General features: G+C 63.9%; 13 protein-coding genes. 4 read left to right on the forward strand and 9 right to left on the reverse strand.

The annotated features are described in order from the left end of the window. The 3 genes from EN745_RS18300 to EN745_RS18310 all read right to left on the reverse strand — a co-directional run. The coding region (locus EN745_RS18300) for an aromatic amino acid lyase (RefSeq protein WP_127421934.1) at nucleotides 1-1,129 on the reverse strand (1,129 nt) is incomplete at its 3' end. A gap of 63 nt (nucleotides 1,130-1,192) precedes the next feature. Then, complete coding sequence (locus EN745_RS18305; RefSeq protein ID WP_126054217.1) at nucleotides 1,193-1,774, reverse strand: GDYXXLXY domain-containing protein; 582 nt, start codon at nucleotides 1,772-1,774, stop codon at nucleotides 1,193-1,195. Beyond that, a complete protein-coding gene (locus EN745_RS18310) occupies nucleotides 1,771-2,889 on the reverse strand; it encodes a DUF2157 domain-containing protein (protein WP_127399813.1) in 1,119 nt (372 codons plus the stop codon). The genes EN745_RS18305 and EN745_RS18310 overlap by 4 nt, the downstream gene beginning before the upstream one ends. Before the next feature lie 233 nt (nucleotides 2,890-3,122). Between EN745_RS18310 and EN745_RS18315 the strand changes: the two genes are divergently transcribed. From EN745_RS18315 to trmFO, 3 genes are all read left to right on the forward strand, one after another. Continuing rightward, a complete protein-coding gene (locus EN745_RS18315) occupies nucleotides 3,123-3,263 on the forward strand; it encodes a DUF1127 domain-containing protein (RefSeq protein ID WP_006335194.1) in 141 nt (46 codons plus the stop codon). 51 nt (nucleotides 3,264-3,314) lie between these two features. Continuing rightward, nucleotides 3,315-3,455: a DUF1127 domain-containing protein gene (locus tag EN745_RS18320; RefSeq protein ID WP_126054215.1), complete on the forward strand. Its 141-nt coding sequence runs from the start codon at nucleotides 3,315-3,317 to the stop codon at nucleotides 3,453-3,455. A gap of 414 nt (nucleotides 3,456-3,869) precedes the next feature. Then, on the forward strand, nucleotides 3,870-5,279 hold the full coding sequence (trmFO, locus tag EN745_RS18325; RefSeq protein WP_126054214.1) for a methylenetetrahydrofolate--tRNA-(uracil(54)-C(5))-methyltransferase (FADH(2)-oxidizing) TrmFO: 1,410 nt from the start codon (nucleotides 3,870-3,872) through the stop codon (nucleotides 5,277-5,279). Here trmFO and EN745_RS18330 read toward each other — a convergent pair whose 3' ends face one another. From EN745_RS18330 to yajC, 6 genes are all read right to left on the reverse strand, one after another. After that, a complete protein-coding gene (locus tag EN745_RS18330) occupies nucleotides 5,280-6,230 on the reverse strand; it encodes a sterol desaturase family protein (RefSeq protein ID WP_189363080.1) in 951 nt (316 codons plus the stop codon). Continuing rightward, nucleotides 6,230-6,658, reverse strand: coding sequence for a hypothetical protein (locus EN745_RS18335; RefSeq protein ID WP_127421936.1), 429 nt, complete (start codon nucleotides 6,656-6,658; stop codon nucleotides 6,230-6,232). The genes EN745_RS18330 and EN745_RS18335 overlap by 1 nt, the downstream gene beginning before the upstream one ends. Nucleotides 6,659-6,739: 81 nt before the next feature. Continuing rightward, on the reverse strand, nucleotides 6,740-7,564 hold the full coding sequence (locus EN745_RS18340; protein WP_127421938.1) for a phytoene/squalene synthase family protein: 825 nt from the start codon (nucleotides 7,562-7,564) through the stop codon (nucleotides 6,740-6,742). A 25-nt stretch (nucleotides 7,565-7,589) separates the two neighbouring features. Beyond that, on the reverse strand, nucleotides 7,590-7,979 hold the full coding sequence (locus tag EN745_RS18345) for an Mth938-like domain-containing protein (protein WP_126054210.1): 390 nt from the start codon (nucleotides 7,977-7,979) through the stop codon (nucleotides 7,590-7,592). Between the two features lie 10 nt (nucleotides 7,980-7,989). Beyond that, nucleotides 7,990-10,545: a protein translocase subunit SecDF gene (gene secDF / locus EN745_RS18350; protein WP_127421937.1), complete on the reverse strand. Its 2,556-nt coding sequence runs from the start codon at nucleotides 10,543-10,545 to the stop codon at nucleotides 7,990-7,992. Nucleotides 10,546-10,597: 52 nt separating this feature from the next. After that, nucleotides 10,598-10,936, reverse strand: coding sequence for a preprotein translocase subunit YajC (gene yajC, locus EN745_RS18355; protein WP_126054208.1), 339 nt, complete (start codon nucleotides 10,934-10,936; stop codon nucleotides 10,598-10,600). Between the two features lie 276 nt (nucleotides 10,937-11,212). On the opposite strand from yajC, the gene EN745_RS18360 reads away from it, so the two are divergent. Beyond that, nucleotides 11,213-12,020, forward strand: an 808-nt coding sequence (locus tag EN745_RS18360) for an ATP-binding protein (protein WP_145992064.1), incomplete at its 3' end; no start/stop codon positions are given.

Raw genomic sequence — 12,020 nt, forward strand, 5'->3', positions numbered from 1 at the left:
GCTCCAGATAACCGGTGATCGCCATCGGCACATAGCCGACATTGCCGTGGCCGTCGCTGTCGGTCCAATGCCGGTCCGTCATCAAAAGATCGGGCAGCAGCGAAACCTTACCGTTCAGGAGCTTCGAGGCGTGGCGGTCGCAGAGCAGGCAGACGTCGGCCCAGATCGCTGCCAGATCGTCGAGCGCAGGCGTGGCCATCGCATTATGATAGCCGCCGGTGCTGATGCAGCGCCCGAGCGGATACGCCTCGTCCGGCGGTACATAGACCGGATTGTCCGAGATCGACGCCAGCGACACGGTCGCCGCCCGTTCCGCGCCGGACAGCGCGCGATGCGCCTGGCCAAGCACGCGCGGCACGATGCGGTAGCTGACCGGCGCCTGATAGTTGCGCCGTCCGTCGCCGGCGCCGGCGAGATATTCCCTCAAACCTTGCAGCGCTGCCGCCTCGTGTTCGTCGCCCCAAAGCCCGTCGAGTGCGGCGTCGTAATGTTCGAGCGGTGCGCGAAAGGCTTCGATCGACAGCGCAAACACCTTGTGCGCGAGGCCGATGCGGCGGCGCGCCGCGAGCGCGGCGTCCGCCACCAGCGCCGCCGCGCAGGGCGAGCCGTTGATCAGCGATCCCCGCTCCTTGACCTCCAGGTCGAAGCGCGTCGAAAGCCCGGCGAACAGCGGATAGAGAGCCAGGATCTCGCCGGCGCCGCCCTGGCCCTGCGACGGCACGATCGGCATCGGCCCGCCGTCCAGCATGGCGGCAACAGCTTGCGCGATGCGCGGCGAGGTGGCGGCATTGCCTTCAATGAAGTTGGTGAGACGGGCAAGCACGATCGCCCTGACCACGCGCTCCGGCAGCGGCTCGCCGAAAGAGGTCGCGGCAGCGAACGCCTTGATGCGCGCATGGCGTTCGCGCTCGTCACGCTCGAGCTTGCGGCTCGCCAGTTCGCCCATCGCCGTGGTGACGCCATAGATGATCGGTGCGGGATCCGTCTCGATGAGACGCAGAAACGAGGCGCGGCATTCCTCGATCCGACGCAAAGCCTTGTCGCTAATCCGCACCGGCTCCTTCCGCCAGGCGACACGAAAGACCGCATCGAGGTTGATGTCTCCGCGCGCCGTCAGTTCAATTGTCATGCTTCACACTGCTCGGACGGGAGATCCAAGGTTTTCGCGAGATGCGCACGGGTGCGGCCGCCCCTAGTAGAGCGGCTCCTCGAACAGCGTCTTGTCGCCATCCATCAACGCCTTGACCTGCGGTGTCCCGTTTGCGGCGATGGCGACACGGACGGCGAACGGCCGCACCCGCATGTCGTTCTGGATCGCCATGCCCTCGCCTTCCGGCAGATAGAAGCGCTCGATGCCGTAGTCCGGCGCGATCGTCGCTTCGGGCTCGCGCAGGTCCCAGCCATCGGCCACCTGCCCGACGATGTCGACCTCGTCGGAGGCCGCAGGCATCGGTGCGGCATCAAACCAGGCTGCGCTCGGCTGCCAATAGCCTTCGACGCCCTGCTTCAACCTGACGACGAGCTCTGAGTCGTTGCTGGTGAACTTGCCGGGCGGAATGTTGGCGATCAGCTTCACTGGGATGCGCGAGATCTCGTAGCCCAGCACGATATAGTCGCCGCGCAGAAGATCGCGCGGATCGATCGGCTCGACCTTCAGGAGGACCTCCTTGCCATCCCGCAGGATTGCGGCCCTGCCGACGATGATCCATCCGAGGAAGCCGATCTGGACGAGCGCCAGCAGCAGCGCCGAGATGATCAGTCTTTTGCCGGTCATGCCTTGGCTCCTTCGGTGGTCGGCGCGTTCATGCGTTTTTCGACGCGGATGATGACCAGCGCCATTATGCCGAGCAGCACTGCAGCGGCCAGGAAGAAGCCGGCGGTGCCAAGCATCGACTGCAACATCACCACATAGATGATGGCGAGCTCAAAGGCGAAGCCGGCATAGGCGACCCAGCGCAGGCCCCTGCTCTCGCGGCCACCCAGCATGATCGCCGCGACAATGGCGGCAAGCGCGACCGCCGAGGCAATGGCGAAGGCGCCATTGTAGCTCGCCTCGTCGGCCAGTTCGAACTGGATCATCGCCATGCCGGTGAGGAAGCCGATCAGCGCGTGCAGGGGCAGCCGGCCGCCAAGCTGCACGATTCTGTCGACCGGTGCGGCGGCGAAGACCGCGGCGGCAAAAAGTAGCGCCGAAACGAACGTCAGCGGAACGGAGACCTGCAGCGTGTTGTGATCCATTGACAGCAGCACGAGATAGAAGAGGACCGACAGAATGATCAGATGCCGCGCCGCCCGGCTGCGGGTCCAGAACGAAATCGCGAACAGCACCAGCGCAATGGCTGCGAAGAGATGGGGAAATTCCGAGCGCCGGAAAAAACCGCCCCATTTGAGAAGCAGCCAGGCGTCGGCGATGCCGAGGGAGGCGACGGTGAGCGGGTTCGAGCGCAACGCGACCGCCGCCAAGGCCGTGCCGGCTCCCCATGTGAGCAGCGCCGAGGCCTCGTCGCCTGTCAGGTGGTACATCTGGCCGATCAGCGCGATCGAACCGCCGAAAGCGGCCGCCGCCACGATCCACAGCGCCTCGCCGATTGCCCCATGGTCGCGTGTCTTCAGCACCGCGCCGCCGACGTAGCCGGCGACGATGACGGCGAACAGCGCCGCGACGCGAACGAGCCGTGGGATGGCTTCCCAATTGGCGGCGACGAAGATCAGGATAGCGGCACCGAACAAAAGCGCCGCCATCATCGCCAGGATCGACCCGAAGCTCAGCGACCTCCGCTCATTGGCTTCGACATCGCGCGTCAACGCCTCGGCTGTCGGCGTATCGATCAGCCCAGCCTGCCGCCATCGGGCGATGTCGGACCTGACCCGCGACGCATAACTCGCCATGCCTTCCCCCTGCCCTCGATCTTTTTCCAGCCCACACGGTCAAACCGTTGACACCACGGCATTTTCGGATTCGGGCTTCTTTATGTCGAAGCCGTGAATGGCCGTTAGTGTTGCATTGCACAATTTGCATTGCTGCCATGCGCCAATGGCACTTTTAAATCGATATGACCCCACCTATTTTCTGTTCGTACACAAACGGAATGACCCGAACGAAAGACGAAACGAGCACTACCATGAACCTGATCCGCAACTACCGCAACTGGCGCCGCTACCGGGACACCGTCTCCGAGCTGAGCCGCCTGTCGAACCGTGAACTGACCGACCTCGGCATCAGCCGCAGCGACATCCACTACGTCGCTCGCAAGGCGGTCTAATCCGCTTCGGGCCGCGAATGGTCCGAACCAGTTTTGAAGAAGAGAACGACAATGAACCTGATCCGCAACTATCGTAACTGGCGCGTTTATCGCGAGACGGTTACCGAGCTGGGTCGTCTGTCGAATCGCCAGCTCCATGATCTCGGCATCGTCCGTGACGAGATCAAGATGGTCGCCCGCAAGGCGGTCTAAGTACAAGAATTTCGCCAGGGTCGACCTCCTCCCCGACCCTGACGGATACGGCCAACCCTTACCTCCTCCCAAGGGTTGACCACTGAAACGGCGCCCGCCGGACCTCCTCCCCCGGCGGGCGTTGTTCCCGAAGCGAACATTGTTCGTCTTTCGAAGCGAATGCAGTTCGTCTTCCAAAGGTTTCGCCCCTTTTCAAACGGCGAAAGGAATTTCGTCAGAGCCGACCTCCTCCCCGGCGATGACGAATACGGTCGATCTTCACCTCCTCCCGAGGATCGACCCCCAAAACGACACCCGCCGGACCTCCTCCCCCGGCGGGTGTTGTGTTTCTGAGGCCGGCTTTGCCGCCCTTCGGCCCTTTCCTGTCCTTCGCGCCAATTGCAATCGCGGCGACAAGCGATTATTCCGGCGCCCATGAGCAAAAATCCCGTTCACGTCATCGGCGGCGGCCTCGCCGGCTCCGAAGCCGCCTGGCAGATCGCTGAGGCCGGCGTTCCGGTCGTGCTGCATGAGATGCGGCCCGTCCGCGGCACCGATGCGCACAAGACCGATGGTCTGGCCGAGCTCGTCTGCTCCAACTCCTTCCGTTCCGACGATGCCGAAACCAACGCGGTCGGCCTGTTGCATGCCGAAATGCGGCTTGCCGGTTCGCTGATCATGAGCGCGGGCGACGCGAACCAGGTGCCGGCCGGCGGCGCGCTGGCCGTCGACCGCGACGGCTTTTCCGAGGCGGTGACCCGAAAGATCGAAGCGCATCCGCTGATCACCATCCAGCGCGAGGAAGTGCCCGGCCTGCCGCCGGCGGACTGGGACCAGGCGATCATCGCCACCGGCCCGCTGACCGCACCTTCGCTGGCCCAATCGATCGCGCAGGCCACTGGCGCCGATGCGCTCGCCTTCTTCGATGCGATCGCGCCGATCGTGCATTTCGACACGATCGACATGGACACCTGCTGGTTCCAGTCGCGCTACGACAAGGTCGGCCCCGGCGGCACCGGCAAGGACTACATCAACTGCCCGATGGACAAGGACCAGTATCTCGCCTTCGTCCAGGCGCTGGTCGACGGCCAGAAGACCGAGTTCAAAGAATGGGAAGGCACGCCCTATTTCGACGGTTGCCTGCCGATCGAGGTGATGGCTGAACGCGGCGTCGAGACGCTGCGCCACGGACCGATGAAGCCGATGGGGCTGACCAACGTCCACAATCCATCGGTGAAGGCGTACGCCGTCGTCCAGCTGCGCCAGGACAATGCACTGGGCACGCTCTACAATATGGTCGGCTTCCAGACCAAGCTGAAGCATGCCGAGCAGGTGCGCGTGTTCCGCACCATTCCCGGCCTGGAAAACGCCGATTTCGCCCGCCTCGGCGGCCTGCACCGCAACACCTACATCAACTCGCCGACCCTGCTTGACGCTTCGCTGCAGCTTAAATCGCGGCCAGGCCTGCGCTTTGCCGGCCAGATCACCGGCTGCGAAGGCTATGTCGAAAGCGCGGCCATCGGCCTGCTCGCCGGCCGCTTCGCCGCCGCCGAGCGTCTCGGCCATGCGCCATCGTTGCCGCCACTCACCACCGCCTTCGGCGCCCTGCTCAACCACATCACCGGCGGCCACCTCGTTTCCGACGACGAACCGGGCAAACGCTCCTTCCAGCCGATGAACGTCAATTTCGGCCTTTTCCCGCCGGTGGAAGCGCCGAAGATCGAAGGCAAACGCCTGCGCGGCAAGGACAAGACGGTCGCCAAGCGCCACGCGATCACGGGGCGCGCGCTGGCCGATTGCCGCCAATGGCTGGGCCTGCCGGCGCAGGCAGAGGCGGCTGAATAGCTACTCCGCAGGCTCCGCGTTCGCAGTCGGCAAGCCCGGCTTGCCCGCATCGCCCGGATTTCGCCTGACATAGGCCGCCTTCAGCGTCTCCGACGTCTCGCGCGAACCGTCATGGCTCCAGCCGGGCGGCCGGACGAGATAGTTCAGGCGCTGGCGCAGCGTCAGCCCTGGCATCAGCGCATCCTTGAACATGCCGATCCATTCGTGGAAGGCCACTTTCAGCGGATTGAAGGTGCCGATGTTCTTGACGATGCCGTAGCGTGGCCGGTCCTCCTCCAGTTCCTCGACGAAGGTGCCGAACATGCGATCCCAGATGATCAGCGTGCCGGCATAATTGGCATCGAGATAGCGCGGATTGGTGGCGTGGTGGACGCGGTGATGCGAGGGCGTGTTGAAGATGAATTCGAACCAGCCCCACATCTTGCCGATCGTCTCGGTGTGGATCCAGAACTGCCAGACGAGGTTGAAGCCGAAGACGAAGGCGATCACCGCCGGATGGAAGCCGAGCAGCACCAGCGGCGCCTGCAGCACGAACATGAAGGTGAAAAGCCCGGTCCAGCTTTGCCTCAGCGCCGTCGAGAGATTGTAGTGCTGGCTGGAATGGTGATTGACATGCTCGGCCCACACCCAGCGCACCCGGTGCGCGATGCGGTGGTAGACATAGTAGCGCAAATCGTCGAGCAGGAAGGCGGCGAGGAACACCCAGACCGACAGGCCGAGATTGAAGAAGCGGAACTGCCAGAGCCACAGCAGCGCCCAGTAGGAGACGACGCCGAGCAACAGGCCGGCCACGACATTGCCGGTCCCCATCATAAGGCTGGTCAGCGTGTCGCGCGTCTCGAACGATCCCTTGGCGCGGCCGGTGCGCACCAGCCACAATTCGATCAGGATGGCGGCGACAAAGAACGGGATGGCGAGTTGGGTGACCTGCGGGAAATTGTAATCGTCCATCACGCGGCCTCCCGGTTCCGATCATGGTCTTGCAAGGCCGCCGCCACCGCCCTGGCGTCGGCCTCGTCGGCAAAGACAAAGCGCCCGCCCTTCCAGGTGAAGTCGTTGAGCCTGATGGAGATCGACCGCGGGTCGTCTGCGGTCAGGGCCAGGATATCGCGCGGCGTGACGATGCGCGTCAGGAAGCAATCGCCGATGCTGCTGACGATGCCGGTGCGCGCCGGCCCAAGCTCGAGAAACGCCGCCCGCCGATCCGCCGTTAAACGCACCCTCGCCACCATTTCGTCCGGAAAGTCCTCGGCGAAGCGTTGAAGCGCCCGATCCGCGCCGGCAAGCATCGTGGTAGTAGTGCCGCCGGTGAAATGTACGGCCGCGACCGACAGCGCGATGCCAAACACGACAAGGACGACTAGAACAGGCAGGCTCATGGAAAGGCGTCTCCTCCGGCGGCTCACGCTTCTTCGACGCGAGTCCGACAGGCAGAACCCCTAGCACGATTGACGTTTACGTCAAAGGGGCGTCCAGCCCCGGCTGGCATGACGCAGGAGCAGCCAATGCTTGCGCAAGGTGGAAAGCTTTGCTGCACCGCCGAGCGGCGATTGCTCAGTCTTCTCCATCCTGCCGAGATAGGCACGCGTCAGCGCGAGCGGCAGGAATGCGGGGCGCAGCGAAGCCGGCAGCGCGGCGGCGCCGCGCTCGAAAGCATTGAGATGCTCGCGCGCCAGCGCGATCATCGCCGCCACTGCGCGTTGCGCGCCGGGGCCGCCCTCCCCTTTGACGAACTCTTCCGATGATGAGCCGGCCGCTGCGAGGATGTCCGCAGGCACAAAACATTGGCCACGCCTCCGGTGCAGCGGCAACAGCAGCAAAAGACCGGTGATCGCTTGCGCACAACCCGCCCTCCCCGCCAGGTCGGCAAAACGCGGTGCCTCCTGGGGATCGAGCATCATCGCCGCAAGCTGGATGAGTGCCGCGGCGGTCTCGCCACAATAGCCTTCGAGATCGGTGCGCGACGGCATCGGATCATCGTAGAGGTCGAAGATGCGCGCTTCGAGCATGTTGTCGAAGGCTGTCTTCGGCAGTCGATTGGCGGAAATCGTCGCCCTCAGTGCGTCAGCGATCGGGTGACCGGTCTCTGCGTCGGTCTCTGCCGCGATGACATCGCGCCACCATTGCAGCCGTACCTCGCCGGGCAGCGGCTCGTGGATACGGTCGCGCACGGACGCGATCTCTGCATTGAAGGCATAGAGCGAAAACAGCGCGTCGCGCTTGTCGGCGGGCGCGTAGAGCGCGCTGAGATAACGGTCATGGTCGGAAGCGCGCACCGCATCCATGACGATGTTGGCGGTATCGGCCACGTCAGTCGACGGCAATCAGCGCCGCGGCCACGGCGCGGTCTTCGGCGAGCAGGACATTGTAGGTCCGCACCGCCGCGCCGGTCGACATCGGATCGGCGGCGATGCCGGCCTCTTTCAATGCCGCGCGCAGCGCCGTAGGCAGCGGCCGCAGATCCTTGCCGGTGCCGACCAGCACGATCTCGACCTTGCCGGCCTCGGCGAGCAGCTTGCTGAAGTCCGCCACCGTCAACGCCAGCGGATCGGCCGGCTCCCAGCCATGGATGCCGGACGGCAGGCAGAGCAGCGAGCCGCGATGCGACATATCGGCGAAGCGGAAGCCGCCATTGCCATAGGCCTCGATCGGCGCCCGGCCGGGGAAATGCGCCTCGCGGATGACGATGCCCTTGGCCACGGCCGCGGCGTCAGGTCGCCACGGCCTTGCCGTTCACCGGCTTCTCCTCGTCGGCGGCCGTGGCCTGCGGCCGCAACTTGAACAGGATCAGCAGCGGCGCGGCGATGAAGATCGACGAATAGGTGCCGAACACCACGCCGAACAGCATCGCCATGGTGAACGAACGGATCACCTCGCCGCCGAACAGCACCAGCGCCAGCAGTGCCAGGATCGTGGTCACCGAGGTCAGCGTCGTTCTCGACAGGGTCTCGTTGATGGCGTTGTTCAACAGCTGCGGCAGCGGCATCTTCTTGTATTTTCGAAGATCCTCGCGGACGCGGTCGTAGACGACGATGGTGTCGTTCAGCGAATAACCGATGATGGTCAGGATTGCCGCCAGCGACGACTGGTTGAATTCCAGCCCGGTGATGACGAAGAAGCCGATCGTCATGACCACATCGTGGATCGTGGCGATGATGGCGCCGACAGCGAACTGCCATTCGAAACGGAACCAGACATAGATCAGGATGCCGACCAGCGCGATCAGCATGGCGATCGTGCCCTGCTTGGCGAGTTCGCCCGAAACCGTCGGTCCCACCACTTCGACGCGGCGGAAATCATACTGGTCCTGCAATTCGCCGCGCACCTTGTCGATGACGGTCTGCTCGGCGTTCTCGCCGCCGTCCTGGGTGCCGACGCGGATCAGCACGTCGTTCGGCTCGCCGAACTGCTGCACCTGCACTTCGCCGATGTTGAGCTCCGTGAGCCTGCCGCGGATGTCGGCGAGATCGGCATTGCCGGTCTTGGCCTGCACCTCAATCAGCGAGCCGCCCTTGAAGTCGATGCCGTAATTGATGTCGACGGTCATGAACAGCACGACCGACAGGATCGACAGCAGGCTGGACAGCGCGAAGGTCCAACGGCGGATACCCATGAACGGAATCTTCGTACCCGGCGGAATGAAGGTCACCGGCGCCTTCGGCAGTTCCTTCGGCCGGGCGCGGCGCAGCCAGATCGACACCAGCAGCCTGGTGAAGGTGAAGGCGGTGAAGACCGTGGTCAGGATGCCGATGGCGTAGGTGATGGCAAAACCCTTCACCGGGCCGGTGCCGAGGTAGAACAGCACCACTGTCGCGATCAGCGACGTGACGTTGGAATCGACGATGGTCGCCAGCGCCTTGGTGAAGCCGGTATCGATCGCCTGGATCACCGAGCGGCCGTTGCGCCGCTCCTCGCGGATACGCTCGTAGATCAGCACGTTGGAATCGACCGCCATGCCGATGGTCAGCACGATACCGGCGATACCAGGCAAGGTCAGCGTCGCGCCGAGCAGCGACAACAGCCCGACGATCATCGCCACATGCACCGCGAGCGCGATATTGGCGAGGAAGCCGAGGAAGCCGTAAGCGACGAACATGAAGGCGACGACGAGGATCGAGCCGATGATGCCGGCGACCTTGCCGGCATGGATGGAATCCTGTCCCAGGCCCGGACCCACCGTGCGCTCCTCGATCACGGTCAGCGTCGCCGGCAGCGCGCCTGCGCGCAGCAGCACGGCGAGGTCGTTGGCGCTCTGAGCGGTGAAATTGCCGGAGATCTGACCGGTGCCGCCGAGGATCGGCTCACGGATCTGCGGCGCCGAGATCACCTGGTTGTCGAGGATGATGGCGAACAGCTTGCCGACATTTTGCGCCGTCGCCTGGCCGAAGCGAGTGGCTCCCTTGGAATCGAAACGGAAGGAAACGACAGGCTCGTTGTTCTGCGAATTGTAGGTCGCCTGCGCGTCGACGAGATTCTCGCCCGAAACGATGACGCGGTTTTCGATCAGATAGGGTACCGGCGGATCGTCCTGCGAATAGAGGATCGAGGAGCCTGCCGGCGGACGGCCGTTGAGCGCGTCCTGCACCGGCATCGACTGGTCGACCATCTGGAATGTCAGCTTGGCGGTCTGGCCAAGGATTTCCTTCAGCCTTTGCGGGTCCTGCAAGCCCGGCACCTGGACAAGAATACGGTCGTCGCCCTGCCGCTGCACGATCGGTTCGGTGGTGCCGAGTTCGTTGACGCGCCGTTCGACGACCTCGATCGACTGCGTCAGCGCCGTCGAGGTGCGGTATTTGATGCCGGCGTCGGTGACGGTGAACTTGAGCAGGCCCGGCTCGGAATCGTCCAGCGTCATCTCCTGGACGGAGCCGCCGGTGAACAGCCCCGCCGCCACCGGGTCGGTCAGCGGCTTCAGCACCTTCTTGGCGGCGTCGATCTGGCTGGGATCGGTGATGCGGACCTGCACCGTGCGCCCGGATCCGGACAGGCCGGTATAGTTGATCTTGGGGTTGGCGTCGCGCAGCAGCGTCCTGATCTCGTCGCGTGACGTCTCCAGTCGATCCTTGATCAGGTCGTTCTGGTTCATCTGAAGCAGGATGTGCGAACCGCCCTGCAGATCGAGACCGAGCGTCATCTGCCGCTTCGGCACCCAACTGGGCAATTGCGCCAATGTGCTGGCGGGGAAGAGATTGGGCGCGGCGAGGACCACTGTGGCGGCCACGGCCAGCCAGATCAGGATCATCTTCAGGCGCGAAAAATAGAGCATTCGTTCTTATCCGTTCAGGCGTACAAGCGGCAGCGTTCCGCCTTCAATTCGGTTATTTCTTGGCATTCTGGTTCGCCACCGGCTCGCCTTTGACGCGCACGTCCGAGATCGTCGAGCGCAGCGCCGTCACCTTGGTGCCGCCGCCGAGGTCGATCTCGAGTTCGTGGTCGTCGATCACCTTGGTCACCTTGCCGACGAAACCGCCGCCGGTCACGACCGTGTCGCCGCGCCGCACCGCCGAGAGCATCTCCTGGCGCTTCTTCAGCTGCGCGCGCTGCGGCCTGATGATCAGAAAATACATGATCACGAAAATCAGGACAAACGGCAAAATGCTGATGAACATGTCTGGCGAGGCGCCGACGCCCTGGGCGTATGCCGGTGTAACGAACATCAAGATACTCCTGGAAGGTGAAAAACCGCCACGAGGCGGCCCCGCGAAATTTGGCCGGAATATAGTCGGTAAAGTTGCCAATGCAACTGCGCCGCCGGGCGAATCCGCTGCTTTTCCGGCCGGTTGGCGCGTGTTAGAGCATGATCGCCGAATGCCGGACGCGGCCCGCGGAAAAGATCATGCTCCGGCAAAAGGTTGGAAGCGGTTCTTATCCCGCCGCGAAAGAGCGGATTTCCGCCGGTGCCGATCCCGAACGCCAGACCAAAAAGACAAGACATGACCGACAGCACCCTTGACGCCCTGAACCAGAAGCTCGACCGCCTGATCGAGGCGGTCACCCGTCTTGCCCCGCCGCCGGTGCCGCAAACCGACCTTGCCGGGGCCGATTGCTTCGTCTGGCAGGCCGATCCCGGCTATCTGGAGCCGGTGCGCAAGGTCAACCGCGTCGACATCGGGCTGATCCGAGGCGTCGACCGGGTGCGCGACATCCTGCTCGACAACACCGAGCGGTTTGCTGCCGGCTATGCCGCCAACAACGTGCTTTTGTGGGGTGCGCGCGGCATGGGAAAATCGTCGCTGGTCAAGGCGGTGCATGCCGCGGTCAACGCTTCCGACGAGCTCGATCGGCCGCTCAAGCTGATCGAGATCCACCGCGAGGACATCGACACGCTGCCGAAGCTGATGGGTTTGCTGAAGGCGGCGCCTTTCCGCTTCATCCTGTTTTGCGATGATCTCTCGTTCGACCACGACGACACCTCCTACAAGTCGCTGAAGGCAGCACTTGAAGGCGGTGTCGAGGGCCGCCCCGCCAACGTCATCTTCTACGCCACCTCGAACCGGCGGCATCTTTTGCCGCGCGACATGATCGACAATGAACGCTCGACCGCCATCAACCCGTCGGAAGCCGTGGAAGAAAAGGTCTCGCTGTCCGATCGCTTCGGCCTCTGGCTCGGCTTCCACAAATGTTCGCAGGACGAATATCTCGACATGATCGACGGCTATGTCCGCCATCACGGCCTGGCCATCGACCCCGATGCGCTGCGCGCCGAGGCGCTGGAATGGGCGACGACGCGCGGCAAAAGAT

It is taken from the genome of Mesorhizobium sp. M4A.F.Ca.ET.022.05.2.1, assembly GCF_003998845.1.
In the GTDB taxonomy this organism is placed as follows: domain Bacteria; phylum Pseudomonadota; class Alphaproteobacteria; order Rhizobiales; family Rhizobiaceae; genus Mesorhizobium.